General features: G+C 59.7%; 19 protein-coding genes, 1 tRNA gene and 1 pseudogene. 14 read left to right on the forward strand and 7 right to left on the reverse strand.

Features of this window, described 5'->3' with window-relative positions:
* Positions 1 to 200: 200 nt before the first annotated feature.
* Positions 201 to 671, forward strand: coding sequence for a cyclic nucleotide-binding domain-containing protein (locus AB3226_RS27795; RefSeq protein WP_367375382.1), 471 nt, complete (start codon positions 201 to 203; stop codon positions 669 to 671).
* A gap of 109 nt (positions 672 to 780) precedes the next feature.
* Here AB3226_RS27795 and AB3226_RS27800 read toward each other — a convergent pair whose 3' ends face one another.
* From AB3226_RS27800 to AB3226_RS27815, 4 genes are all read right to left on the reverse strand, one after another.
* Positions 781 to 2,757, reverse strand: a complete 1,977-nt coding sequence (locus tag AB3226_RS27800) for a metallophosphoesterase (protein WP_367375866.1) — start codon at positions 2,755 to 2,757, stop codon at positions 781 to 783.
* A gap of 97 nt (positions 2,758 to 2,854) precedes the next feature.
* On the reverse strand, positions 2,855 to 3,673 hold the full coding sequence (gene dapF / locus AB3226_RS27805; RefSeq protein ID WP_367375383.1) for a diaminopimelate epimerase: 819 nt from the start codon (positions 3,671 to 3,673) through the stop codon (positions 2,855 to 2,857).
* 106 nt (positions 3,674 to 3,779) lie between these two features.
* Positions 3,780 to 5,519, reverse strand: coding sequence for a dipeptidase (locus AB3226_RS27810; protein WP_367375384.1), 1,740 nt, complete (start codon positions 5,517 to 5,519; stop codon positions 3,780 to 3,782).
* 403 nt (positions 5,520 to 5,922) lie between these two features.
* A complete protein-coding gene (locus tag AB3226_RS27815) occupies positions 5,923 to 7,035 on the reverse strand; it encodes a CapA family protein (protein ID WP_367375385.1) in 1,113 nt (370 codons plus the stop codon).
* Positions 7,036 to 7,248: 213 nt separating this feature from the next.
* Here AB3226_RS27815 and AB3226_RS27820 point away from each other — a divergent pair.
* A tRNA-Gln gene (locus AB3226_RS27820) sits at positions 7,249 to 7,323 on the forward strand.
* A gap of 200 nt (positions 7,324 to 7,523) precedes the next feature.
* Here AB3226_RS27820 and AB3226_RS27825 read toward each other — a convergent pair.
* Together AB3226_RS27825 and AB3226_RS27830 are read right to left on the reverse strand one after the other, a co-directional pair.
* A complete protein-coding gene (locus AB3226_RS27825) occupies positions 7,524 to 9,524 on the reverse strand; it encodes a U32 family peptidase (protein WP_367375386.1) in 2,001 nt (666 codons plus the stop codon).
* Positions 9,525 to 9,635: 111 nt separating this feature from the next.
* Complete coding sequence (locus AB3226_RS27830) at positions 9,636 to 11,522, reverse strand: sigma-54-dependent Fis family transcriptional regulator (protein ID WP_367375387.1); 1,887 nt, start codon at positions 11,520 to 11,522, stop codon at positions 9,636 to 9,638.
* A 345-nt stretch (positions 11,523 to 11,867) separates the two neighbouring features.
* On the opposite strand from AB3226_RS27830, the gene AB3226_RS27835 reads away from it, so the two are divergent.
* The 12 genes and pseudogenes from AB3226_RS27835 to AB3226_RS27890 all read left to right on the forward strand — a co-directional run bounded on the left by AB3226_RS27835 (position 11,868) and on the right by AB3226_RS27890 (position 24,006).
* Positions 11,868 to 12,968, forward strand: coding sequence for an ATP-NAD kinase family protein (locus tag AB3226_RS27835; RefSeq protein ID WP_367375388.1), 1,101 nt, complete (start codon positions 11,868 to 11,870; stop codon positions 12,966 to 12,968).
* Positions 12,946 to 13,923 carry a thiamine pyrophosphate-dependent dehydrogenase E1 component subunit alpha gene (locus AB3226_RS27840; RefSeq protein WP_367375389.1) on the forward strand — a complete coding sequence of 326 codons (978 nt, stop codon included), beginning with the start codon at positions 12,946 to 12,948 and terminating at the stop codon, positions 13,921 to 13,923. The genes AB3226_RS27835 and AB3226_RS27840 overlap by 23 nt, the downstream gene beginning before the upstream one ends.
* A gap of 33 nt (positions 13,924 to 13,956) precedes the next feature.
* Entirely contained in the window at positions 13,957 to 14,976 is a 1,020-nt protein-coding gene (locus tag AB3226_RS27845; RefSeq protein ID WP_367375390.1) for an alpha-ketoacid dehydrogenase subunit beta, read from the forward strand.
* Positions 14,973 to 16,085, forward strand: coding sequence for an acetoin dehydrogenase dihydrolipoyllysine-residue acetyltransferase subunit (locus AB3226_RS27850; RefSeq protein WP_367375391.1), 1,113 nt, complete (start codon positions 14,973 to 14,975; stop codon positions 16,083 to 16,085). Before AB3226_RS27845 ends, AB3226_RS27850 begins: the two co-directional genes overlap by 4 nt.
* 88 nt (positions 16,086 to 16,173) lie before the next feature.
* A pseudogene (locus AB3226_RS27855) lies at positions 16,174 to 17,239 on the forward strand (2,3-butanediol dehydrogenase).
* A gap of 143 nt (positions 17,240 to 17,382) precedes the next feature.
* Positions 17,383 to 17,961 (forward strand): spore coat U domain-containing protein, encoded by a 579-nt coding sequence (locus AB3226_RS27860; RefSeq protein WP_367375392.1) that lies wholly within the window; start codon positions 17,383 to 17,385, stop codon positions 17,959 to 17,961.
* A 165-nt stretch (positions 17,962 to 18,126) separates the two neighbouring features.
* A complete protein-coding gene (locus tag AB3226_RS27865; protein WP_367375393.1) occupies positions 18,127 to 18,654 on the forward strand; it encodes a spore coat U domain-containing protein in 528 nt (175 codons plus the stop codon).
* A gap of 67 nt (positions 18,655 to 18,721) precedes the next feature.
* On the forward strand, positions 18,722 to 19,192 hold the full coding sequence (locus AB3226_RS27870; protein WP_367375394.1) for a spore coat protein U domain-containing protein: 471 nt from the start codon (positions 18,722 to 18,724) through the stop codon (positions 19,190 to 19,192).
* Positions 19,192 to 19,689 (forward strand): spore coat U domain-containing protein, encoded by a 498-nt coding sequence (locus tag AB3226_RS27875; protein WP_367375395.1) that lies wholly within the window; start codon positions 19,192 to 19,194, stop codon positions 19,687 to 19,689. Before AB3226_RS27870 ends, AB3226_RS27875 begins: the two co-directional genes overlap by 1 nt.
* Before the next feature lie 82 nt (positions 19,690 to 19,771).
* Positions 19,772 to 20,509 carry a molecular chaperone gene (locus AB3226_RS27880; RefSeq protein WP_367375867.1) on the forward strand — a complete coding sequence of 246 codons (738 nt, stop codon included), beginning with the start codon at positions 19,772 to 19,774 and terminating at the stop codon, positions 20,507 to 20,509.
* Positions 20,510 to 20,627: 118 nt separating this feature from the next.
* Positions 20,628 to 22,985 (forward strand): fimbria/pilus outer membrane usher protein, encoded by a 2,358-nt coding sequence (locus AB3226_RS27885; RefSeq protein ID WP_367375868.1) that lies wholly within the window; start codon positions 20,628 to 20,630, stop codon positions 22,983 to 22,985.
* Between the two features lie 73 nt (positions 22,986 to 23,058).
* On the forward strand, positions 23,059 to 24,006 hold the full coding sequence (locus AB3226_RS27890; protein ID WP_367375869.1) for a spore coat protein U domain-containing protein: 948 nt from the start codon (positions 23,059 to 23,061) through the stop codon (positions 24,004 to 24,006).
* A gap of 67 nt (positions 24,007 to 24,073) precedes the next feature.
* Here the strand turns inward: AB3226_RS27890 and AB3226_RS27895 are convergent, their stop codons facing one another.
* Positions 24,074 to 25,588, reverse strand: a complete 1,515-nt coding sequence (locus AB3226_RS27895; protein ID WP_367375396.1) for an ABC transporter substrate-binding protein — start codon at positions 25,586 to 25,588, stop codon at positions 24,074 to 24,076.
* Positions 25,589 to 25,608 lie beyond the last annotated feature (20 nt).

The raw sequence follows: 25,608 nt of genomic DNA on the forward strand, positions 1-25,608 counted from the left end.
TTACCGGCATTAGGGAATGCGGTGTCCTGTCTGCCAGGGCGCTCGTTAACGGGGCCATGCAGCTCTTATGTCTTATACTGCTTGCATGCATCCACGCAGAGGCGCAGAGCCCGGTTGTTCGCTAGATGCCCAAGACGGCAGTAACGTCATTCATGTACAGCGTGCTATTGCGATGGGGGAGTGACAGCAGGTGTAGAGCCATGCAATCGCTCGACCGAGTTCTGCTCAGCGATATCCTTCCTGCCGAAGCGTTCCGACAAATGTCCGCTTTCGGAGCCCTCTCGGACACTTTCGTGGAGCAAGTGCTGGCGGGGGGTGAGTTGCTCAGATTAACGGAGGGCGAGCTGCTCTATCGCCAAGGAGAGCGCGCAGAATGCTTCTATGTTGTTCTAAAAGGGCATGTGGAGATCTATCAGGACACCGAAGCCAGCCGTAAAGTCATCCGAACGACGACCGAGGGGGAAAGCGTCGGGTTTCCCGCAATGCTGGCGATGCGCCCCAGACTATTTAATGGCGTCGCGACCGGCGATTGCATAGCGCTAAAAATTTCCTGCCAGTTTCTATTCAGACTTCATGAGCTGGATAGCCAGCAATACGAGATATTTTTTATCAACCTTTCTCGGGACATGAGTCGCTTTATGAGTGATTGCGCTCGCCGCTCATCTTCATGACGAGAGGCAACTATCTAAGCAATTGGACCTGCAAGAGACAGCGGTTTGCCGGCGAAGGCGTCCTTAAGATCGCCTTCGCCGGCAACTCGGATCGCCGCACCGCTGGCTCCTACAGGGCGGTTCTTCCACGCTGAATCTCGATGGGCGGCTCGATCAGTTGCAGTTCAAGCGCACCCGAGGCTGGCACGAAACGCGGGCCGGTACTTTCAGGCGTTGCCCGCAACCTCCAGGTGCGTTGCACCTTCGCCAGTTTGGCGACGCCTGATCCCAGGGACCAACGCCGGCAGACCTTCTCCAACTTGAGCGGGTAAATCGTGAGTTGGTCGCCTTTGAAATGCATGCGCAGGAAGCATTTGTGGTCGGCGATGCACTGTGAGGAAAAAACCGCCTCGCTATGTAGCCCCCAAAAGGTGTTGCCCATCACCATCCATGCACCGAACAACAGGCCTCCCAAACTGCCGCCGAGCACCAGCGTCTCCGCCAGGAACAACAAAACCTGGTGCAGGTTTTCTACCTCGAATTGCAGGTAGTGAATGTTGACGCGGCCCATCAGCCATAGCAGCCCGATTGCCAGTCCCAGATGAAGTAACCCGTGAGCCGCGCCAATGGCATAGGCGAGCTTTCGGGTGCGCTTGACCCCGGCGGCTGAGAACACTGCGCAACCCAGCACAATGATCACCGCGAACATCACCGACGAAGGACTGTGTGACAGGACCAGGAGCAGGTGTCGCCAAACTTCGCCGATGTTGGAAATAGACGCTTGGAGGTCAGACAACACGTCCATCAGGCTGCGGTTGCCTCGTGCCGGGTGGGGCACCGTGCTGGCGCTTTGTACCATCCAGTCAAACAGCAGGTACAAGATGGCCAGCATGCCGCAGAACGAGAGATTGCGGGTAGGTAGCCGCCATGCCCGGTTACGCAGTTGCTCGGAGGTCCTTTTGTCCGGGTAGAGCGCAGCCAGCTCGTAGTGCTGCCGGGTTCCATCAACGTTGATCGGCTTGGGCGGATCTGGAAGCTGATGTGTGGCATTCAAGAAGGCGCCACCGCCTCCGCACGTGATGCGCTGCGGTGCCTGGGTGCCAGCTTTTGGCTGGTAGCGCGCGTAGTGGTGCGAGTCTCCGGCCAAGACTACTGCCAGGTGGTCACCCAATAGTTCCTCGATCTCGCGCAGGCTGCGAAAACGCGGCGTCTGGGTTTCAATCGAGGGCAAGGCCTTGCTCTCCTCGCGTGCCAGCCGTTCGGCCTCGTCCACCCAGCTCGGCTCGGGTGTACAGAGGATCACGCGGTCGCCTGGCTGCAGTTTGGCGTGCATCTCTTCGAAGTATTGCTTCTGCTGCCGGTCGATCATGGACTCCAACTGCAAATCCAGACCCCAGATCCACCAGCCATTGGGCAGCTGCAGCACGTAGTAACTGGTGCGCTGGCGGGTTTCCCAGCCTCCGATGGGTTTCTGCTCGCAAAACAGTTGGGAGAAACCGCGCAGACCGTCATACCAATCGTGGTTGCCGGGCGTCGCCACTATCCACGGTGCACCCGGCTGCCGCACAGGCTGGTCCTGGTCATTAGGGCGCTCCTTGGGTACCGGAGCTGGAAATGCGGCGCGGAAAGGATCCAGGAAGCGGGTGCGGTAGCCGGATTGGGCCGGTGTGGGATAGACCTGATCGCCGCCGAGCAACAGCACGTCGCCGCGGGGCAACTTGAGCTGATGCTCGGGCAACTCGGCATCATGGCTGACGCACAGTGCCATCGAATAGGTGGAGTCCCAGCCATCTCCGGTATCGGCCAGATAGTCGATCCACACGTCACCATCGCCAGCCACCTGGATGGGCGGGTTCGAGCCGCGAGGATTGAGCACGGCGAGCATTTCGCGCGGGTCGGCGAAGGCCCCCATCGTGGTGGCGACAGCCGTTTGTAAGCCCGTGCGCATAAGCTGAAACGGGCCTAACCAATTGACCATCGCCTCCTGGGTGTAAAGCTCGATTCGGCTATTGAGCGTGGAAGATTGGGTGGAACGGGTCATGGCAAGGGGCGCAGAGTGCGGCGTGGGCGCCTCTCCAGCGCGAAACTCAATCGATTGCTCCTTCATCATCCAGCCTCCATTGCTGTAACGAGTTCAGGTACCTCAAAAGGGTGATCTTTTGTCGGTCGATTCAGGATAGGTCAGTTATGCGATGGCCGCCGATTCATAGCCTGAAGGAGAGGCTGTCGTGAACAGTTCCTGAAAACGTTGTCTCTACCGGCCCGATGAGAAAGACAGGTCCCACGCCATCCCATTCAACCGTCACGGTTCCGCCATCACATTCAACCTCAACGCAATGGTCTAACAAGCCACGACGAATTCCGTTAACCGCGGCGCCACAAGAGCAGGAGCCGGAACCGAGGGGAATACCACCGCCGCGCTCCCAAATGCGCAACCGAATGTGCTTGCGGTTAATGATCTGGACAAAATGCACGTTCGTCTTGAGGGGGAATAGAGGGTTGGTTTCAATGGTCGGTCCGAGGGTCGCTATATCAACGGCTGTCAGGTCATCCACAAAATAGGTGCAGTGCGGATTGCCCATGCTGGTCGCTGCCGGGCCACCCGCCAGTGGTAAAACAGCAGTATCCAGTTCCAGAGCCAGGGGAATGTCCGACCAGCCGAAAAGCGGTTTCCCCATGTTGACGGAAATTGCGCCGGTTGAAGTTCGTTCGCAAGTGAGTAGGCCACGGTTGGTTCGCAGCGCTATCGACGTAGTATTTGATTCGCGCATCAGCCTATCCGCGACACCCCGCGTTGCGCTGCCACAAACATCCAGCGCGGAGCCATCTGCATTCCAAAACATCAAGCGCGCAACGTCATCATCGCAATCGAGCACCACCGCGAGTTGATTGAATCCGATTCCCCGGTTCCGATCACCCAATCGCCGAGCCAAGGTACTTGTCATTGGATTGGCCGAGTTTCGCAAGTCCACAACAACGAAGTCATCGCCATTGGCGTGCATTTTATGAAAGCTCAGCGGCATAAATTGATCCTGGTGGCGAGGCATGGGGTGAATTGATATTTAAAGGCAATCCAGCCCCATTCGCATAGACGTGGACCCGCCAGAATAGCGGGTCCGAAAGGGGTGATCAGAGTTTCGGCAACTGCCCGATGCGCCCGAACATTTCGGTCACGATCTGCAGGTCCAGCAGGAACTGGTCGACGGTCTTGAACTCGTTGTCGTTGTGGCCGGTGTACTTGAGCTCGGGCCTGGCCAGGCCGAACTGCACGCCATTGGGCAGCTCATGGACCGAGGTGGCGCCGGCAGAGGTGCCAAACTTGTGTTCCATGCCAAGGTTTTCGCTGGACACGGCCAGCAGGGCCTTGACCCATTCACCCTCAGGATTGCGGTGCATTGGCTCGGCGATCGAGTAGTCAAAGGCCGGCTCAATGTGGGTCTTCTTGCTCCAGGCGCCAAGCTTGTCGGCGATTTCGGTCTTGAGCACTTCTGGGGATTTGCCCTTCGGCACGCGCAGGTTGACCGCGAGCTTGAAGGCTTTTTCATCCATCCCGACATAGGTCAGGGAGGTGGTCAGCGGTCCCATGAAGGCATCGGAAAAACCAACCCCTAATTTGCCTCCCAGGTAGTCCAGTCCCCAGTTATCGGCGGCGTAGCGGGCGGCGTCGGTAATGTGGTTGTGTTTGAGCGCAACCTTCCCGTCGAGGCTGTTGATGAAGTCCAGCATCCTTGCCACCGGGTTGATGCCTGACTCGGGCTCGGAGGAGTGGGCGGAAACGCCGGTGACCGTCAGCTGGACGTCCTTGCCGACGACCTTGGCGGTCACCTCGAAGTCGCCGCCATTGCGCTTGGCATAATCAGTACCGGCTTTCTGCAGGCTGGCGGCCAATTCGGCAGGCTTGTCACTCAACAAGGTGGCGACTGAAGTCGATGGAATCTGGTTGGTTGCCAGGCCGCCGGTCATTGAGGTGATTTCAGCGCCTTTGCCCTCTGCGGCTCGCCGGGCAAAGTTCGCCATGACGGTGCCGTAGCCTTTCTCGGCAATCACCACCGGATAGCCGCCATCCAGCGCCAGGTTGTAGTTGGGTGTCGGGTTGTGTTCGAAGTAATAGGGGATGGCGTCGCCCGTGGTTTCTTCAGTGGTGTCTACCAGCAGCTTGAAATTCCTCGCCAGCGGCAGCTTCTCTTCCTTGATGATCTTCATGGCGTAGAGCGCCACCACAATGCCGTTCTTGTCATCCTCGGTGCCCCGGCCATACATGCGGTCGCCGACCAGGGTGACCTTGAACGGATCGAGTCGGGTGCCGTCTTTCAGAACCCAGTTCTCTGGCGTCACGGGCACCACATCGGCATGCGCGTGGATGCCTACGACTTCATCGCCGTTGCCTGCGAGGGAGATTTCATAGACGCGGTTATCGATATTGCGAAAGTTCAGATTGAAGGCCTGGGCAAGGCCCTTGAGCTTGTCGGCGATCTTGATGAATTCGGGATTGTCGTGCTGGGCAACACCGTCCACGCGGAAGGTCGGGATTGCCACCAGCTCGCGCAGGGTTTCGGTGGCCGCGTTGCCGTATTTCACCCGTGCATAGAGGCCCAGCAGGCGATGAATCTCGTTCTGCTGTTCAGGGGAAAGCGTCTTGTTGCTCTGGAACGCACTGATTGCAGGGCCGAGGTCGTTGGTTTTGGCAAGGTCACTCTTGGCCAGGCGTCCCAGGAACTGCCTGAAATCGGTTACCGATGCGTCACTGAAGGTCTTGAGAATGGTCGCGCTCTGTTGCGGGGTGATGTTGGCGTGCGCTGAGGTGGTGATCGACGAAAGGCTGGCCAGTATCAGGGTTGTAGTGGCCAGGTGTTTGAATGAGAAATCCATTGTTGGGGCATTCCTTTGCAGGCAGTTTGTGAGAAATATCTGGTCGATGAGTCAGAAACTTTTCCAAACTAACACCACGAGGGAGTGGTACGGGAGTCCCGGAAGCAGGATCTGTCGCACAGAAATGCAAAAACGACGCAGAAACGAAAAAAAACCGGGAAGCGAGCATTTTCGTAGGAGCCAGGCTTGCCTTAATGCCAGTCAGTTAAGCGAAATCCCTGTGGGAGCGGGCTTGCCCGCGATGACGGCAGCACATTCACCATTGATGCGTCAGGCAGGTCGCTATCGCGGGCAAGCCACGCTCCCACAGGTTCCGCAGCTTAACTGACTGGCATTAAGGCAAGCCTGGCTCCTGCGAAAAGAATCAGGAAGGTTCTCTGGGGTTTCAGGTGTCCAGAGGCACCTACCAACGCAACTCGAAGGCATTTTCCGCACCCGGCTGGAGGCTGCTGCCCAAACGTGCGCACTCGCGAGAAAGGGTGTCGTGCAGCCATTGACGGTCATCCCCTTCGGCGTGACAGATGCGAAAGCGACAGAGGCGGGTGGGTATCAGGTCCAGCGATCGCAGGTGTCCACCCGAGCCCAACGAGGCAAAGTACAGAAGCCCAAGGTCGCCGCGAAAGTCTGTGTGGCCCTCGATGCCTTCGTAATCGTTCAGCAGATCACCGCAGCCATAGAGAATCAGGTGTTCGCGGTACACCTCGATGCCCTTGATGTGGTGCGAGGAATGCCCGTGCACCAAGTCAACTCCTGCCTCGTCGATCAAGGCATGGGCGAACCGGATCTGCTCCCGTGGAATATCGAACCCCCAATTGCCGCCCCAGTGAATGGAGGCGACCACCAGATCATCCGGTTTTTTGCTCTCGAGAATCCGTTCGGCCACAGGGCGCAGGCTTTGCATAGTCAGATCTTCCAGCCGCGCCACGCCCGCGCGCTTATCCGTGGCGGCCCAGTCCTGCTCAATGCCGCTGTCGGGGGCGCCGAGGCCAAACACCAGCAAGCGCCGCCCGCCAGGCTGTGGCAGCACGGCGGGCGCTTCGGCAGATTGTCGGTTGTGCCCGGCGCCGGCGCTGCACATGCCGTTGCTCGACAAGGTATCCAGCGTATCGGCCAGGCCGGCTGCTCCCCAGTCCAGCACATGGTTGTTGGCCAGCACGCAGCAGTCGATGCCGGCTGCGCTGATGGCCGGGAAGTTCTCCGGGCTCATGCGGTAATTGATGCCTTTGGGCTCCGGACATCCACGGCGGGACACCGCCGTTTCCAGATTGATGATGCGTGCGTGTGGCTGGCGAAGTTCAAGCTCATCCAGCGCAGCGCCCCAGATATAGGTGAAATCGACGGGGAGGGGAATCGGGCCGTTGAGTCTTTCTGCCAGCCGGACGTAAACGCCGGCATTCTTGACGTAGTCTTCGTAAAGCTGCGGATCGCCAGGATGCGGCAGTACTGAGTCAATGCCGCGGGCGGTCATGACATCGCCGGCGAGAAACAGCTTCAGTGTGTCGGTAACAGTCGCCATGGCACCCTCCAGGATCAGGAGTAAGCATCTGTTTTAAAACAAATATATTTTTGTGTTGGGCTTCCCAGACGAAGCGAAAGTTGATAAATTTCCGCGCGTTCTTGCAGAGCTCCTTACAAGGAGAGCCCCTTACAGGGGTTGTCGCGCAAGGACGCAGCATCTCGATGTTGCCCGCCTGAAAACTCAGTGCCGGGCACTCGCAGCAACAGATACAGGGGCGTCGCCAAGCGGTAAGGCAGCAGGTTTTGATCCTGCCATGCGTTGGTTCGAATCCAGCCGCCCCTGCCATTTTCCTTACACTCATCCAAGTATGGCTCCGCCGGCAGGTAGTGCGGGAGTCCGGGATGATTGTCTTTACAGAAAACGCCAACTCTGATCCGGGTTGGCGTTTTTTTATGTCTGTAAAACCCTCTTGGCAAAACCTTTAGCATTCAGCTGTCGTGCCAACACAACGAGCGCGGCGCCATAGCGGCGCGCTCGCCAGTCATTCAGTGCGGCGCGCGAGGGAGGGTCTTGAGCAGGTCTTCAGGGCTGATGTGGCCGACGACTTGCTGCACCACGCTGCCCGGTTGCGGCAGGTCAAGGATGTGCCCCTTCATCTTGCCGATCACGTGCATCTCGCAAGGCTTGCAGTCGAACTTCAGCGTCAGCACCTCGTCACCGTGCACCAGTTGCATCGGCGCGACCTTGGTGCGCACGCCGGTGACGCCCTTGGCCTGTTTGGGGCAGAGGTTGAAGGAGAAACGCAGGCAGTGCTTGGTGATCATCACCGGCACCTCGCCGGTCTCTTCGTGAGCCTCATAGGCCGCGTCGATCAGCTTGACGCCGTGACGGTGATAGAAGTCGCGGGCTTTCTCGTTATAAACGTTGGCCAAAAATGACAGGTGCGATTCCGGGTACACCGGCGGCGGCTCGGTCTCGGCCTTGCGACCACCCCGTGGGTGGGCTTTGATGCGGGCCGCGGTCAGCGCTTCGATGACTTCGCGGCGCAAGGCCTTGAGCTGCGAGTTGGGGATGAAATATGCCTGCGGTGCATCCAGCTCGATAGCCGTGGCGTGGTACTGAGTGGTACCCAGTTGGCCGAGCAGGTCATGCAATTGCTCCAGGGCCTGTTCCGGCTTGTTGGCCAGACCGAACGGACCGTCCAGGGCAATACTGATGCTGACACCTTCCTCGCTGGTGGCGGTCAGCTCCAGGCGATCCTCACGCAGGCGAGCGACCCAGGCAAGACCCACCCGGCGTTCGGCGGAGGTCTTGAGCAGGGCCTGCTGCCAGTTGTGGTCGAGGTTGCGGCTCAGCGGGTGATTCGGCCGCAACTGATGCAGCCCCTGCGGCATTTCGTTGGGCTCGACGCGGTAGCGGTAGCGCTTTTCACCGTCCTCTTCGAACTCGCCCTTGGGCTCGGCAATGTTGGTACGCCAGCCCACCACTTCGCGCTTGACCAGCACATTAAGGCCGTCGCCGTTGGACAGCGGTTCGTGGGTGACCACCAGCAGGTCGCGCTTGCCGACTTTCTCCACCACGCCCACCGGCAGGCCGGTGAAGGTGGGTGTGTCGAAGGCGCCGATATCGATCTTGCGGTCGCTGACGAAGTAGTCGGTGCTGCCGCGGTGGAAGGTCTTGTCCGGATCGGGCACGAAGAAGTGCGCGGTGCGGCCGCTGGACGCTCGGGCCAGGTCCGGGCGGTCTTCGAGGACGTCGTCCAGGCGCTGGCGATACCAGGCGGTGATGTTCTTCACATAGCCCATGTCCTTGTAGCGCCCCTCGATCTTGAACGAGCGCACGCCGGCTTCCACCAGAGCGCGGATGTTGGCGCTCTGGTTGTTGTCCTTCATCGACAGCAGATGTTTTTCGTAAGCGATCACACCGCCTTTTTCGTCCTTGAGGGTGTACGGCAGGCGGCAAGCCTGGGAGCAATCGCCACGGTTGGCGCTACGGCCGGTCTGCGCGTGGGAGATGTTGCACTGGCCGGAGAACGCCACGCACAACGCGCCATGGATGAAAAATTCGATGGCCGCATCGGTCTCGTCGGCGATGGCGCGGATCTCTTGGAGATTCAGCTCGCGGGCCAGTACCAGTTGGGAGAAGCCGGCCTGGTCGAGGAACTTCGCCCGTGCCAGGGTGCGGATGTCGGTCTGGGTGCTGGCGTGCAGCTCGATCGGTGGGATGTCCAGCTCCATCACGCCCAGGTCCTGGACGATCAGCGCATCGACGCCGGCGTCGTACAACTGGTGGATCAGCTTGCGGGCCGGCTCCAGCTCGTTGTCGTGCAGGATCGTGTTGATGGTGGTGAACACCCGGGCGTGGTAGCGACGGGCGAATTCCACCAATTGGGCGATATCGCTCACCTCGTTACAGGCGTTATGGCGGGCGCCGAAGCTTGGCCCCCCGATGTACACGGCGTCGGCGCCATGCAGGATGGCCTCGCGGGCGATGGCCACGTCGCGGGCGGGGCTGAGCAGTTCCAGATGATGTTTGGGTAGGGACATGTTTTTTTAGTCTGGCTTGTCACGGTCAAAGTGCGCATTGTAGCGGCGAAACGTTTGACCGGCACCCGTATGCTGCCCGATGGCGAGCGGGGCCGCAGGATGAAGCTGTGGCTAGCCCCTGCCAGGCATGTCGATGTCATGTTGATGCACCCGTCGATACAGCGTCGCCCGGGAAATGCCCAAAGCCTTGGCTGCGGCGGTGGGTTTCCAGCGATGACGCACGAGCGCATCGATGAGTGCCTGGCGTTCCGGGCTGGCGCAGCGTTCCACGGTGTCAGCTGAAGCCGGATCACTGTGTCGATGGCCGAGCAGTTGCTCAGGCAAGTCACTCAACAGAATCAAATGGGTCTCGCACACCGCGCAGGCGTAACGCAAAACGTGCCGCAGTTCGCGCACATTGCCCGGCCAGCGATAGCCGAGCAGGCATTCCAGTGCGGCGCTGCCCAATTGCATCGCTATCGCGCAGGCCGGCGATTCTTCTTCGAGTATCCGGTTGATCAAGGCCAGTCGATCACTGCGTTCGCGCAACGGCGGCAATTGGAACCGCGCGCCACTGAGGCGAAAGTACAGGTCCTCGCGAAATTCGCCAGAGGTCACCCGTGCTTCCAGATCGCGGTGGCTCGCGCAGACGACCTGAATGTCTATCGCTTTGCTTCGTGACGCTCCCAGGGGCGCCACTTCGCCCTCGGCTAAAACCCGCAGTAGCCGAGTTTGCAGGGACAGAGGCATATCACCGATTTCATCGAGAAACAGAGTGCCGCCATCGGCCTGTTCCAGCAGACCTCGCATACCTTTATTCGATGCACCGGTGAAGGCACCAGCCACATAACCGAACAGCTCGCTTTCGATCAGGTTTTCGGGAATCGCTGCGCAGTTCACCGCGATAAAAGGCCGCTCACGGCGCAGACTGGCCTGATGCAACTGGCGGGCGAAGACTTCCTTGCCAGAGCCGGTTTCGCCCTGGATCAGCACCGGCAAATTACGGTCTTTGACGCGCACCGCAAGGCGCAGGCTTTCTTCCAGTCGCGGGTCGAGTTCGGCGGGTGATAGCACCCGGCGCGCAGGGTTGCGTTTGACCCGCCGTGGCGCGCTGAGTCGTCCATGCAAGGCATGGCGACCACCCTGGCCGTGAAGCAGGCAGAGCGATTCGTCCCTGGCCCGATGCAATAACTGTTGATCGAATATTTGGTCGATGTGTTCCGGCAATTGGCCAAAGCTTTGTAACAGCCACTGCCGCGCAGCAGGGTTCAGCGCCTGCAGTCGTCCGTCATCATCCCAGGCGAGCAGGTAATCGGGTTGGCTGTCGACGTAGCCCGGGCTGTTGTGAGCCCGCAGGACCCAGTAACCCTGGGCACTGCTCATGAAAAATGCCTGTTCTATTTCCCGCGCGCTCTGCACCACCATCTGCCGGATCAGGTGTTGCGAACGGCGGTCGTCCGGAGAACGCACCGCGGACACATCAAGCACCCCAAGCAGTTCGCCCCGAGGGTCGAAGACCGGAGCGGCAGAGCAGGTGAGCCCGATAAAAGCGGCGCGGAAATGATCTCGCTTATGCACCGTGACCGGCGTTCGTGCAGTCAGTACCGCGGCCACGCCGCAGGTGCCTTCCTCGCCTTCTGACCAGCAAGTGCCCAGGTACAGGCCGGCTTTGCGGCAGTCATTACGGATAGATGTTTCCACGCGATAGTCGATGGTCTGGCCCTGGGCATCGGTGAGCAACACGCAGTAGTCGGCATCGCGCACGCGACCGTGGAGGCGGGCGACTTCTTCACTGGCGATGCGCAGGAACAGTTCGGAGCGTTCTCGACACTCCTGCAGCACGTTCTGCGAAAGGATCCGTGGCCCTTGTAATGAGCCGGGGTCCAGGTGGTGTTGTTCCATGGAGCGGCGCCAGGAATCCAATATCAAGTCTGGCACTGGCAGTTGCGGCAGGTGCGCTGCGTTCTTCAAAACACGGCTGACGCAATCCACATGCGCCTTCGAGTGTGCGGAAAGCATTCAAGGTCTCCGGTTCGATCTTCTTTTAGTTGTGCGGCTATTAAGCGCCGTTCGTGGAGGGTCGACAAGCCTCGGTTCACTCACGGCGAAGATGAGACGCAACGTCTCAAAGTCTCACCACAAACCCGTGCGGGCTGACATGTGACGTCTCAATCGAGCGTGATCCCAATCCCTGAAAGTGCGATCAAGACCGCTCTGGAACAGGCCTTCTGGCGATTCTTTGCCGATCTGGCACCGCCCTTGCTCTAGCCCCTGCAACCAGTACGACTGGCAACCCGATAATAACAAGAGGTGCCCTATGTCCTCCTGCCGAGGCCTTTACCCTGCTTTATCTGTGGTGGCGACATGAGTCGCGTGCCCCTGACCGTCGGCATCATTGCCAATCCGGCGTCCGGCCGGGACGTACGGCGCCTGACGGCGAATGCCGGGCTGTTTTCCAGCACCGACAAAGTCTCGGTGATCCAGCGGCTGCTGGCGGCTTTTGGCGCCACCGGTGTCGAACGGGTGCTGATGCCCACCGACATGACTGGCATCGCCGCTGCGGTGTTGAAGAACAGTCACGGCCGCCAGGCGCGTGACAGCCACTGGCCAACCCTGGAGTTCCTCGACCTTACCTTGCGCCAAAGCGTGGCGGACACTCGCCAAGCCGCGCGCTGGATGGTTGAACGCGGTGTGTCGCTGATCGCCGTACTCGGCGGTGACGGCACCCACAAAGCGGTGGCCGCCGAAGTCGGCGACATTCCACTGCTGACCCTGTCAACGGGAACCAATAATGCCTTCCCGGAACTGCGTGAAGCCACCAGTGCCGGGTTGGCCGGCGGGCTATTCGCCAGCGGGCGGATTCCCCCCGAAATCGCTTTGCGCCGCAATAAACGCCTGCTGGTGCAGATTGCGAACCGCGACCTGTGTGAAGTGGCATTGGTGGACGTGGCGGTGTCCTCGCTGCCCTTTATCGGCGCTCGTGCAATCAGCCGTGGGATCGATCTGGCGGAAGTTTTTGTAACCTTCGCCGAACCTCAATCCATTGGCATCTCGGCGCTCTGTGGCTTGTGGTTTCCGGTATCGCGCCAAGCCCCCAATGGCGCCTGGATGCGCCTTGATCCGCAATCTTGCGAAGCTTTGCTGGTGCCACTGGCGCCCGGCCTGTTGCAAGGCTGCGGGGTGCTTGCCGCCGCCAGCCTTGAACCCGGCGTTGCCCATGGCCTGTGCCTGGCCAGCGGCACCCTGGCTCTGGATGGCGAGCGGGAAATCGAATTCAACGCCCATGACTTACCTACCGTTACCCTCGATGCCGGCGGTCCGCTGAGCATCGATGTCAATGCGGCGCTGGCCTATGCAGCGCAACAGCGGCTGCTGGCCATCGGCCGTGAACATCCGCAACACCCTCTGAACCTTGAGTCTCAAGACACCCTGGAGAATAAAAATGTCGACACAGCTGACCGCTGATCAATTGCTGCATGCCTATCGGGTGATGCGCACCATCCGCGTCTTTGAAGAGCGCTTGCACGTGGAGTTCGCCACCGGCGAGATTCCCGGTTTCGTCCATCTTTATGCCGGTGAAGAGGCCTCGGCCGCCGGTGTCATGGCTCACTTGGGGGACGACGATTGCATCGCCTCCAACCACCGAGGTCACGGTCATTGCATCGCCAAGGGCGTTGATGTGTACGGGATGATGGCCGAGATCTACGGCAAGAAAACCGGAGTCTGCCAGGGTAAGGGCGGCTCCATGCACATCGCCGATTTCGAGAAGGGCATGCTCGGAGCCAACGGTATCGTCGGAGCCGGCGCACCGTTGGTTGTAGGCGCAGCACTGGCCGCCAGGCTCAAAGGTACGGACAGCGTCGCAGTGGTGTTCTTCGGCGACGGCGGTTCCAACGAAGGTGCGGTATTCGAAGCGATGAACATGGCCTCGGTGTGGAACCTGCCGTGCCTGTTCATTGCCGAGAACAACGGTTATGCCGAGGCCACGGCCTCCAACTGGTCCGTGGCCTGCGATCACATCGCCGACCGCGCGGCCGGCTTCGGCATGCCTGGGGTCACCGTCGACGGCTTCGATTTCTTCGCCGTTCACGAAGCCGCCGGTGCCGCAGTGGAGCGGGCCCGCGCCGGTGAAGGTCCGTCGCTGATCGAGGTCAAGTTGACCCGCTACTACGGTCACTTCGAGGGCGACGCCCAGACCTATCGGGCACCGGACGAGGTCAAGTATTTCCGCGAGCACAACGACTGCCTGATGCAGTTTCGCGAACGCACCACGCGGACTGGTTTGATCGATGCCAGCCAGTTGGACCAGATCGATAGCGAAGTGGACCTGCTGATCGAAAATGCCGTGCGCAAGGCCAAGTCCGACCCCAAGCCGAGCGCGGCCGACCTGCTCACAGACGTCTACGTTTCCTATCCCTGAACGCCCCCTATAACAAGAATCGAGACCTTTATCATGGCGAGAAAAATCAGTTATCAGCAGGCAATCAACGAAGCCCTGGCCCAGGAAATGCGCCGCGACCCCAGCGTGTTCATCATGGGCGAAGACGTCGCCGGCGGTGCCGGTGCTCCCGGTGAAAACGACGCCTGGGGCGGGGTGTTGGGCGTGACCAAGGGCCTCTATCACCAATTTCCCGGGCGCGTATTGGACACGCCGCTGTCGGAACTGGGTTACGTCGGTGCCGCCGTAGGCGCGGCGACCTGCGGCGTGCGCCCGGTGTGTGAATTGATGTTTGTCGACTTTGCCGGTTGCTGCCTGGACCAGATCCTCAATCAGGCGGCCAAGTTTCGCTACATGTTCGGTGGCAAGGCCTCCACCCCGTTGGTGATTCGCACCATGGTCGGCGCGGGCCTGCGAGCAGCCGCCCAACACTCGCAAATGCTCACCTCGCTGTGGACCCATATCCCGGGGCTGAAAGTCGTCTGCCCGTCATCGCCTTATGACGCCAAGGGCCTGTTGATCCAGGCTATCCGCGACAACGACCCGGTGATTTTCTGTGAGCACAAACTGCTCTACAGCATGCAGGGCGAGGTACCGGAAGAGCTCTATACCATTCCTTTCGGTGAAGCCAACTTCCTGCGCGATGGCAAGGACGTGACCCTGGTCTCCTATGGACGCACGGTCAATACGGCGATGGACGCAGCCCGCAGCCTGGCAGGGCGAGGCGTTGACTGCGAGGTCATCGACCTGCGCACCACCAGCCCGCTGGACGAAGACAGCATTCTCGAAAGCGTGGAAAAAACCGGGCGCCTGGTGGTGATCGACGAAGCCAACCCGCGCTGTTCCATGGCCACCGACATCTCGGCCCTGGTGGCGCAAAAAGCGTTCGCCTCGCTCAAGGCGCCCATCGAGATGGTCACTGCGCCGCACACGCCGGTGCCATTCTCCGACGCCCTGGAAGACCTCTATATCCCTGACGCGGCGAAGATCGAAAATGCCGTGCTCAAATTGATCGAGTGGAGCAAGCGTTCATGAGCCAGATCCATACCCTGACCATGCCCAAGTGGGGCTTGTCCATGACCGAAGGCCGGGTCGATGTCTGGCTCAAGGAGGAGGGCCAGGCGATCGCCAAGGGCGATGAAGTGCTCGATGTAGAAACCGACAAAATTTCCAGCAGCGTCGAGGCGCCGTTTTCCGGTGTGCTGCGTCGGCAGATCGCGCGCCAGGATGAAACCCTTGCGGTCGGTGCGTTGCTCGGCATCGTGGTCGACGGCGAAGCCAGTGAGGCCGAAATCGATGCGGTGATCGAGCAGTTCCAGGCCGCGTTCGTGCCAGGTGACGGAGCCGAGGAGGACAGCGGGCCGAAGCCGCAGAAGGTCGAACTGGACGGGCGACTGATCCGTTACTTCGAGCGCGGCGGAGGCGGGGTGCCGTTGGTGTTGGTGCATGGGTTTGGCGGTGACCTGAACAATTGGATGTTCAATCATGAAGCATTGGCCGCCGGGCGCCGAGTGATTGCCCTGGATTTGCCGGGCCATGGCGAGTCGACCAAACAGCTGGCGCGCGGAGATCTGGATGAGCTGAGCGGGGTGCTGCTGGCACTGCTCGATCATCTGGAGGTTCCCGTGGCGCATCTGGTGGGGCATTCCATGGGCGGTGCGGTGGCGCTGAACACCGCGCGTCTGGCACCCCATCGGGTGCGGTCCATGAGCTTGATCGGCAGCGCCGGCCTGGGGGCGGAAATCAACGGCGAATACCTGCAAGGTTTTGTCGATGCGGCCAGCCGCAATGCCCTCAAACCACAGTTGGTGCAGCTGTTCTCCGACCCCGAACTGGTCAATCGGCAGATGCTCGAAGACATGCTCAAGTACAAGCGCCTGGAAGGGGTGGACGCGGCCCTGCGCCAGCTGGTTTCGGGATTGTTCAACGAAGGACGGCAACAGTTCGATCTGCGCGGCGTGGTGCAAGAAAACCGGCAGCCGACGTTGCTGATCTGGGGCAGTGACGACGCGATCATTCCTGCAGCCCACAGCGTTGGCCTGACAGCCCAAATCGAAATCCTGCCGGGCCAGGCGCACATGGTGCAAATGGAAGCGGCCGAGCAGGTCAATCAGCTGATTCTGGACTTTGTGCAACAACACTAATGCTCCCTTGGCGACCATTTGCGGGTCGCCAAGACCAACGACTTCAGGAGATTTCAACATGAGCCTTTCAATTAATCCGGCCCGCAGCATGCGTGCCGCTGTGTGGCATGGCCGTCACGATATCCGTGTCGAAGACGTTCCGTTGCCCGTGTCGCCACCCGCGGGCTGGGTCCAGATTCGCGTGCAATGGTGCGGTATTTGCGGTTCTGACCTGCATGAATACGTGGCCGGCCCAGTGTTCATCCCGGTGGATGCGCCGCATCCGCTGACCGGAATCAAAGGGCAGTGCATTCTCGGTCATGAGTTCTGTGGCGAAATCGTCGAAATCGGCGCCGGTGTTCAGGGGTTCAGTGTTGGCGAGCCGGTGGCAGCGGATGCCTGTCAGCACTGTGGTACGTGTTATTACTGCACCCATGGGTTGTACAACATTTGCGAAAACCTGGCCTTCACCGGGCTGATGAATAACGGTGCGTTCGCCGAGTTGGTCAACGTGCCGGCCAATCTGCTTTACAAGTTGCCGGCCAACTTTCCCGCCGAAGCCGGGGCGCTGATCGAACCGCTGGCAGTGGGCATGCACGCGGTGAAAAAGGCCGGGAGTTTGCTGGGAAAAAATGTGGTGGTGGTTGGCGCGGGAACCATCGGCCTGTGCACCATCATGTGCAGCCAAGGCTGCTGGCGCGGCCCAGGTCATCGCCCTGGAAATGTCAGGAGCGCGCAAGGCTAAGGCTCTGGAGGTAGGGGCGAGCCATGTGCTTGACCCCAATGAATGCGACGCTCTGGCAGAGGTGCGACGGCTGACCGGCGGGCTTGGGGCGGACGTCAGTTTCGAATGCATTGGCAATAAACACACGGCCAAGCTCGCTATCGACCTCATTCGCAAGGCCGGCACGTGTGTGCTGGTGGGCATCTTCGAGGAGCCCAGCGAGTTCAATTTCTTCGAGCTGGTCGCCACCGAAAAACAGGTGCTGGGTGCGCTCGCCTACAACGGTGAGTTCGCCGATGTGATTGCCTTTATTGCTGATGGCCGGCTCGACATCACGCCGCTGGTAACCGGGCGTATTCAGCTGGAACAAATCGTCGGGCAGGGCTTTGAGGAATTGGTCAACAACAAGGAACACAACGTGAAAATTATCGTGTCACCCGCTCGAGTCTGAGGCCACCTGAAGCGTATGGCCACGAAAACATCCGTGAGGGGCCCACTCTGGACTACGCTTTGGCATTCAGGCTGGACGATCAGGTTCTTTCTGGGCTCTGAAGAAACCTGATCGTTCGCCAAGTACTACAGGGAGTTATCGCCATGACGTTTTTGCATTGCACGCAGCCCTCCTCACATCCCCGTTGGGCCAATAGCGATACTCTGCCGGGCAAGAAGACTCGGATACAGCGCGATAAGGGCATTCTCGCCCGTGTCGGCATCCTGAGTATTTTTTCGCTCAGTCTGTTACCCACTCCGGCCATTTCAGCTACCACCACTGCAACCTTCACCGTTTCCGCAAGCATTGTGGCCGGCTGCGGGATCACCGCCTCTCCTTTGGCTTTCGGCGCCTATACAGGTGTGCAAGCCGATGCCGAGTCCAGCCTCTCGGTCAACTGCACCAACACGACGGCCTATAGTGTCGGCCTCGGTGCCGGGACGAGCGGCGGCACCGCGACAGCCCGGCAGATGTCTGGCACTCCCGCAGGCATCCTGTTTTATGCGCTGTACTCTGACGTCACACGGGCGATCAATTGGGGCGACACCGGTGGCACCGGTCTCATTACTGGAACCGGCAGTGGCGCCGTTCAGGTCATCCCGGTCTATGGTCGGGTGGTGGCGGGGCAGCTTAGTCCGCCGGGTACCTATGCCGACACCATGACAGCCACCGTCACTTTTTGACCTTAAAGACCGTGGTCAAGCACGGTTCTTTCCTTCAGAAATCCTGCCGATACCCTCATACAGACGAGAAATGCCCCTTCGTCGCAAAGGTGCGGATTTGACGTGTTGTTTCCCCCTTGGATGCTAACCTCAGCCTGCGAATAACCCCTTAAAGGGAATGGGAATTTGAACGGGCTTGGGGTTTTGGCAATTATGAGCACGATGCTCAGTGCGACAGCGTTGGCGGCGCAGCTTCAGGTTGAGGTCCGGGTCAATGTGCAGCGCGGTTGCCAGTTGGTTGGCCAACAACGTGAGGCGGGGATCGAGCAATTGGGCGTCCTCGACTTCGGCACCACCGCCCGCCTGGTCGATCCGTCAGGGCCATTGAGTGCAGCACTGCTTGACGCACGTGTGCCCCGCCTGGAATGCAATCCTGATACCCCTTACCAATTACAGGTCGACGGTGGCCTGCATGGCGGCGTCGGCGAGGTTCGCTATCTGGCGGGCAGTACAGAGCACAGCAAACCCATTCCTTATCGCCTCTATCAAGACGCCGCACGGCAGATTCCGCTGCCGGTAAATGTGCTCTTGAGTGGGCGGGTGCCGGATTCAGGTACGGTGGATTTGCCTCTGTATGCCCGTATCGAACGGCTGGCCGAGATCCCCCGCGTCAGTCGTTACTCCGATCTCTTGAAAGTGACCGTGAGCTGGTAGCAATGGATTGAGTGATACCTGCCCAAGGAACGTCGTTCGCATGCGGACGGCCAATGTTTGAATCCTGATGGAACTCGGATGGGTGCAAGACGATGAAGAGTTGGTGGTGATGACCCTTGGCACAGTTTTACTACTGGCCGAGGAGGCGCAAGCGGCGATCAGCGGTCAAATTGATGCGCGGCTGATCATCATCGCCAGTTGTGCAGTGACCAATGACATTACCAATATCGTCGGCAGTCCGGTCGGTGATTTCGGCCTGTTGGATTTCGGCTCGCAAGGTCCTGCCTGGACCGACCCGATCAACGCCAACCCGAGTGATGCCGGCAACGGCACGCTGGAAGTCTCCTGCAACCCTTCAGTCACCGGTTTCACCGTGACCATCAATGGAGGCATCCATGGCGACGGCACCATTCGGGGCCTGAGCAATGGTACCCAGACCATCCCTTATCGATTGTTCCTCGATGCTTGCGGTGGCGACAGCCCGAAGTCCAGCGTACCGAAGTTCACCCCGCTGGCTCCGCCGGCACTGACTTTCTAGTGCAATGGAGTCCTGCCGCGCTGATCCTGATCGGCGCGACTGGTTTGCCTCTGCCGCTGGCGGCGGGGACCAGTCAGAGTTTTCAGGTCAGCGCGACAGTGACCGCGGCATGTCTGGTGATAGGCGGGGTTTCCACTTATGGCAACCTCGATTTCGGCACTCAATCAGCGCTGGCGACCAATATTGTGCAGGTGCAGTTGAGCGACGGCGTGCAGTTGCAATGCACGCCGGGCGTGAGCCTGAACATGAGCGTCGATGGCGGCCAGTACAACAGTAACGGGCGGCACCTGCAGCTTGATGACGGCAGTGCCCGTATTCCCTATCAATTATTCAGTGACGCGGCCTTCAGTGAGAGCTTGGGCATCGGTCAGAGCGTGGCCGTGGCCTACAGCGATGCGGACAACATCCGATTGCCTGTTTACGCACAAATGCAGTTACCGGGTGATCAGCCCGGAGGAATTTATAGCGACGTGCTGCAGGTGCAGCTGTCGTGGTAGCTCGGTAGTTCGGGCATAAGGAGTAGGGCCTATGTATTCACCTTTGCGCAGGTTACCGGCCGCGCGTTGCGCTGTGCTGGCGATGGTATTGCTGGGCGGGGTCAAGGTGCAGGCGGCCAGTTCGGTGCTGATCTGGCCGATTGATCCGGTGCTGGAGGCCGATCAACAGGCGAGTGCGCTGTGGCTGGAAAATCGCGGCAACGAGACGGCGAATCTGCAGATCCGGGTGTTTGCCTGGAGCCAGAGTGGTTTCAGCGATCAGTATCAGAACCAGCGTGATGTCATTGGCAGCCCGCCGGTAGCGAAGATCGAACCCGGGCACAAGCAACTCGTGCGCCTGACCCGTACTCGCGATATACCACCGGGGCAGGAGTTGGCCTATCGCATCATTATCGATGAAATCCCGGCGGCCCGACCCGTGACGGCCGAGGATGGCAAAACCGCTGCTGCCATCCGGTTTCAAATGCGCTATTCGGTGCCGCTGTTCGCCTATGGCGCCGGTCTGTGGAGCAAGGAAGACATGACCCGTAAACGCGACCCCAAGGGCGCCGGTGTGCCTGATCTGAGCTGGCGCAAAGTGGCGGTCGATGGCCGTTCCTACTTGGAGGTGCGCAATCAGGGCGCGGTGCATGCCCGGCTGACCGATGTCGCGTTCAAGCAGGGCGGTCAGACGCGGCCGCTGGTTGAGGGACTGCTCGGTTATGTACTGCCGGGGGCGATCATGCGGTGGCCGACACCGGAACCGATCAGTGCGGATCAGGCCTTGCAAGTACGGGTCAATGGTGCGCCGCAGGTTCAGAGTATTGCGCCGGGGCGGTGATAGCCCGCTGATGGGAACAGTGTGGCGAGGGAGCTTGCAAGCCCCCTAGGCACAGGTGTTGTGCGCGCCTCTAGATCGCCACAGTAAGGAAATGTCCATTGACGGACGTAACGCGGTGATGAGCCAGGATCGGGCTCGCAGCATCAAGCGTCCGCTGTGGGCCGCGATTGGAATGTGCTGTCTGGTATTCGCCCAGCACGGTCTGGCGGGAGACCTGCCGCCAGCTCCCAGCGGCATGGAGGCGATTGTCGACGCGCAATTGTTTCTGGAACTGGTCGTCAACCAAATGAATACCGGGCGTGTGGTGGCGGTAGAGCAGCGCGGCGGGCGCTTCTTTGTGCCGGTCGCGGTGTTACGTGAAATCGGAATGAAGTTGCCGCAAAACCTTGGCGCCGAGGTCGCCCTCGACAGTCTGCAAGGTCTGCAAAGCGACTATGACAGTCAGGGGCAGCGGCTGTTGTTGACCGTCCCGCCGGACTGGTTGCCGGAGCAGTTTGTCGTCAGCCATGAGGCGTATCCGCGTACCGCGGCATTGAGCAGTTTCGGCGCCTTACTCAACTACGACCTGTACCTCAACGACACCGATGACAGCGGCACCTACCTCGCGGCCTGGAACGAGGTGCGGCTATTCGACAGTTGGGGCACGTTGTCCAACACCGGGCAATACCGACGCACGATTTCCGGAATCAGCAACGGCACACTGAACAATGGTTATCGGCGTTACGACACCACCTGGCGTTACTCCGATGATGAACGTCTGCTGACTTACGAGGCGGGCGATCTGGTCAGCGGCGCCTTGCCCTGGAGCAGTTCGGTGCGCCTGGGCGGTGTGCAAGTGTCGCGCGATTTCGGCGTGCGCCCGGACCTGGTGACCTACCCGTTGCCGCAGTTCGCCGGGGAAGCGGCGGTACCGTCATCGGTCGACCTGTTCATCAACGGCTACAAGTCCAGCAGCGCCGAGTTGCAGCCCGGCCCCTACACGCTGACCAACATTCCGTTCATCAACGGTGCGGGCGAAGCGGTGGTGGTCACTACCGATGCCCTCGGCCGACAGGTCTCGACCACCGTGCCGTTCTATGTCACCAGCAACCTGTTGCAAAAAGGCCTGATGGACTTCTCGGTGGCCGCCGGTAGCCTGCGCCGTGACTTCGGGATTCGCGATTTCGGTTACGGTCCGGGTGTGACCTCCGGCAGTCTGCGTTATGGTCTGAACGACAGTCTGACCCTCGAAACCCACGCCGAAGCCTCAGACGCGCTGTCCCTGGGTGGCGTTGGCGGCAACCTGCGTCTGAGCAATTTCGGTGTGCTCAACACGGCGGTCAGTCAAAGCCGGTTCGACGGCAATAGCGGTCAGCAAGTCAGCCTCGGTTATCAATACAGCAGCCAGCACTACAGCGTTTCTTATCAGCGTATGCAACGTCGCGACCAGTACGCCGACCTGACCGTTGTCGACAGCCCTTATCTCAGCCTCAGCCAGCGTAGCGAGCAGTTGACCCTGAGTGTCAGTCTCAACGGCTGCGGTAGCCTCGGCGCGGGCTATTTCGATGTGCGGGCGGCGGATGATTCGCGCACCCGGTTACTCAATCTGACCTGGAGCAAGCCACTGTGGCGCAATACCAGTTTTTACGTGTCGGCCAATCGCGAGATCGGCGATAGCGACTGGGCGATGCAGGCGCAACTGGTCATCCCGTTCGACCTGCGTGGCACCCTGAGTATGAGTGGCGAGCGCAGCAAGAGTGGCGTAAGCCGCCAGCGCGTCAATTACAGTCGTGCTGTGCCCAGCGCAGGCGGCGTGGGCTTCAACCTCGGTTATGCCCACGACGAAGGCCCGGATTATCGTCAGGCCGACCTGACCTGGCGCCTGCAATCGGTGCAACTGCAGGCTGGGGTTTATGGCAGCAGTGATGCCGAAACCCGTTGGGCCGATGCCAGCGGTTCGCTGGTGTGGATGGACCACCAGGTATTCGTCGCCAATCGTATCGATGATGCCTTTGTCGTGGTCAGCACTGGTGGCTTCGCTGATATTCCGGTGCGTTACGAGAATCAACGGGTAGGCCAGACGGATAAAAACGGTCATCTGCTGGTGCCTTGGAGCAGCGCCTATTACCGCGGCAAATATGAAATCGATCCGCTGAACCTGCCGACCAATGTGCAAAGCTCGAATGTTGAACAACGGGTGGCGGTGCGCCGTGGCAGTGGTTACCTGCTGGAGTTTCCTCTGAGCCGGATCATTGCCGCGAGTGTTGTGTTGGTGGACGCGCAGCAGCACGAACTGCCCTTGGGCAGCCGAGTACGGCACGAGCAGAGCGGGACGCACGCAGTGGTCGGTTGGGACGGGCTGGTCTATCTGGAAAACCTGGAAGCGCATAACAGTTTGCAGGTGTCCCTGGCCGATGGCCGGACTTGCCAGGCGCAGTTCACACTGGACATGCAACAGGACCAGGTGCCATTGATCGGGCCGCTGCTGTGTCAATGAAAACGCCAATGAATAGAACAGGGAGGTGGGTGTGCAATTTTCTGATGGGTGGCCGGGTAAAGTGATCAGTCTGATGGCGATTTTTCTGCCGTGTCAGGCCTATGCCTTGTGCGAAGTAGCCAGTACTTCACCGGCCGGTTTTGGCTCGCTAAGTTCGATCGCGGTGCGCACCACTTTGCAAAACAGTTCCACCCCCCATGCCGGGTTGAGTTGCACCGGTTCGTTGGCGTCGTCATTGGTCAGCGATGATCATTTTTACGCCACCATTACGTCGGCCACAGCAGGAGCGGTCGGGCCCACCAGTGATGTGATTGGTTACACGCTGTTTGCCAACAACAGCTCAAGCTATCCGATTACTCGCGGCGTAGCGTTCGACTTTGCCCGACACTCGATCATCGATGCTCTCGGCCTGCTTTCCAATCCAGCGGTTTCCAAGGCGGCACCGATCTATCTGAATACGATTATCGGCAGCAACGTAGTGGCCGGTATCTACTCTGAAACCCTGAACATTTTCTGGAGCTGGGATTATTGCCATGACTACGGTGGCGGCGGCAGTTGTCAGGGGCGAGACATCAACAGCGGTTCCACCAGCCTGACTGTAAATATGACCGTGGACAACGACTGCACGATCACTGCGCCGAACATCAGTTTTGGCAGCGCCTCGGCAATCAGCTCCTTCGCCACCGTCACTGGCCAGACAATCAACCTGGCCTGTACCAAGGGCAGTGCCTACACGGTGGGACTGGATGACGGGCAGCATGCTGACGGTGTGGGCGGGCGCAGGCGGATGATCTCGGGCAGCAATTACCTCGCTTATGACCTCTTCAAGAGCGCCGGAACCACCCGTTGGGGCAGCGTCGGCACAGCACGTCGTGCGAGTTCCGATGCCGAGGTCAACCCCGGAAACGGCCTGGGCACTGGCAGTCAGATCTTCAACTACAACGCCAAAATCTACATAGACCAGAGCACGCCGCCACCGGGAATCTATCTGGACAGTGTGGTGCTGGATGTGGGGTTTTAGTCCCTGCTCCAGGCATAAAAAAAGGACCTCTGAAAAGAGGTCCATTTGTTTTCCATGTAACGATTGCTTAGTTCTTCACCGTTTCCTCAAGAGAGAAACGCCCCAGTGGATTCTGCTGGAAGTTTTCGATGTTCTTGCGCGAAATATTGATGTACGGGCTGTAATACAGGTCGATCCAATTGACGTCCTGTTTGGCGACTTTCTGTAAATCGACGTACATCTGTTCACGCTTGATCGGGTCCGCTTCGATTCGGGCAGCCGACACCAGATTCTTGACCTTGTCGTTCTTGTAGCGGGTCATGTAGTTCATGTTGGTGTCGTGGCCCAACACGAAGGTGGTCTTCTGGTCCGGGTCGAGGATGTCGTTGGTCCAGTACATCACGGACAGGTCGTAGTCACCGTCGACCAGCATCTGCCAGCTCTGGGTCGGGTCGACCTTTTGCAGGTTTGCGGTCACACCGACGGCCGCCAGTTGCTGTTGAACCAGCACGGCAATCTGCTCATCCGCTTCGTTACCGGCGTTGACCACGTAATTCAACTTCATGCCCGCTGCGCCGGCATCGATCAGCATCTGCTTGGCTTTGGCCGGGTCAAACGGACGCTTCAGGTTGTCGGCGTAATGGTAAAGCGAGCCCTTGGGGATGTAGGAGTAAGCCTCCTGGCCCTTGCCGAAGGTGACGGTATCGACCACCGACTTTTTGTTGATAGCCATGTCCAGTGCCTGACGGACTTCAGGCTTGCTCAGCAGCCCGTGCTCATGGTTGATCAGCAGGTGATCTTCCCGAGTGGAAGGGTCGGAGTGGATGGTCAGGTTGGGGTCCTTGCGCAACGCATCGACGCGCGAAAACGGTACGAAAATCGCCGAGTCCAGCTCGCCTGCCTGCACCTTGAGCATCCGGGTATTGTCATCCGGGATGGAAATCCACTCCACGCCATCCAGGCTCACCTTGTCGGCCTGCCAGAAATTCGGGTTCTTCTCCAGCTTCACGCGGTCGCCGCGCAGCCACTCTTTGACAAAAAATGCCCCGGAGACCACAGGCTCCTGAGCATAGGCATCTTCGCCCATGCGGGTCATGGCTTTCTGCGAGAGAACCGATACGGTCGGCGAAGCCAGTTGCGAGAGGAAAGGTACCGACGGAGCGGTCAGGGTGACCACCAGGGTGCGCGGATCGGCCGCTTTCGCCGTGTCGATCAGTTTGTAGGCATCGCTCCATAGCGAGGCCTTGTTATCGCGAGTGCGCAACAGACTGAATGCCGCATCCTCGGCCGTGATTGGCGAGCCGTCGGAGAATTTCGCCGCGCGCATTTTGAACGTGTAGGTCAGGCCATCGTCGGAGACTTTCCAGCTTTCAGCCAGGCCGGGTTCCATTTTACTGCCGGCCTTGTCGACGCGGATCAGTGTGTCGTAGACATTGGAAAACACCCAGGTATCGCGGTTTTGCGCGCTCTTGATCGGGTCGAACGTGGTGCTTTCTTCACGGCAACCGATGGTGAGTACACCGGCCGCTTGTGCAATGCCGCTGGCAAGGGTGCAAGCGGTCAATGTGGCTGCGGCAAGCAATTTCAAATGCCTGGATCTCATGGTCAAACTCCTTCTTGATG

This window comes from Pseudomonas lini (assembly GCF_964063345.1).
Lineage (GTDB): Bacteria > Pseudomonadota > Gammaproteobacteria > Pseudomonadales > Pseudomonadaceae > Aquipseudomonas > Aquipseudomonas lini_B.

What these genes read in the sequence shown, in the direction of transcription:
- AB3226_RS27795 (WP_367375382.1), top strand. Translation starts at nt 201, where the DNA reads ATGCAATCGCTCGACCGAGTTCTGCTCAGCGATATCCTTCCTGCCGAA.
- AB3226_RS27800 (WP_367375866.1), bottom strand. Translation starts at nt 2,757, where the DNA reads ATGAAGGAGCAATCGATTGAGTTTCGCGCTGGAGAGGCGCCCACGCCG.
- dapF (WP_367375383.1), bottom strand. Translation starts at nt 3,673, where the DNA reads ATGCCGCTGAGCTTTCATAAAATGCACGCCAATGGCGATGACTTCGTT.
- AB3226_RS27810 (WP_367375384.1), bottom strand. Translation starts at nt 5,519, where the DNA reads ATGGATTTCTCATTCAAACACCTGGCCACTACAACCCTGATACTGGCC.
- AB3226_RS27815 (WP_367375385.1), bottom strand. Translation starts at nt 7,035, where the DNA reads ATGGCGACTGTTACCGACACACTGAAGCTGTTTCTCGCCGGCGATGTC.
- AB3226_RS27825 (WP_367375386.1), bottom strand. Translation starts at nt 9,524, where the DNA reads ATGTCCCTACCCAAACATCATCTGGAACTGCTCAGCCCCGCCCGCGAC.
- AB3226_RS27830 (WP_367375387.1), bottom strand. Translation starts at nt 11,522, where the DNA reads ATGCTTTCCGCACACTCGAAGGCGCATGTGGATTGCGTCAGCCGTGTT.
- AB3226_RS27835 (WP_367375388.1), top strand. Translation starts at nt 11,868, where the DNA reads ATGAGTCGCGTGCCCCTGACCGTCGGCATCATTGCCAATCCGGCGTCC.
- AB3226_RS27840 (WP_367375389.1), top strand. Translation starts at nt 12,946, where the DNA reads ATGTCGACACAGCTGACCGCTGATCAATTGCTGCATGCCTATCGGGTG.
- AB3226_RS27845 (WP_367375390.1), top strand. Translation starts at nt 13,957, where the DNA reads ATGGCGAGAAAAATCAGTTATCAGCAGGCAATCAACGAAGCCCTGGCC.
- AB3226_RS27850 (WP_367375391.1), top strand. Translation starts at nt 14,973, where the DNA reads ATGAGCCAGATCCATACCCTGACCATGCCCAAGTGGGGCTTGTCCATG.
- AB3226_RS27860 (WP_367375392.1), top strand. Translation starts at nt 17,383, where the DNA reads ATGACGTTTTTGCATTGCACGCAGCCCTCCTCACATCCCCGTTGGGCC.
- AB3226_RS27870 (WP_367375394.1), top strand. Translation starts at nt 18,722, where the DNA reads ATGGAACTCGGATGGGTGCAAGACGATGAAGAGTTGGTGGTGATGACC.
- AB3226_RS27880 (WP_367375867.1), top strand. Translation starts at nt 19,772, where the DNA reads ATGGTATTGCTGGGCGGGGTCAAGGTGCAGGCGGCCAGTTCGGTGCTG.
- AB3226_RS27885 (WP_367375868.1), top strand. Translation starts at nt 20,628, where the DNA reads ATGAGCCAGGATCGGGCTCGCAGCATCAAGCGTCCGCTGTGGGCCGCG.
- AB3226_RS27890 (WP_367375869.1), top strand. Translation starts at nt 23,059, where the DNA reads ATGGCGATTTTTCTGCCGTGTCAGGCCTATGCCTTGTGCGAAGTAGCC.
- AB3226_RS27895 (WP_367375396.1), bottom strand. Translation starts at nt 25,588, where the DNA reads ATGAGATCCAGGCATTTGAAATTGCTTGCCGCAGCCACATTGACCGCT.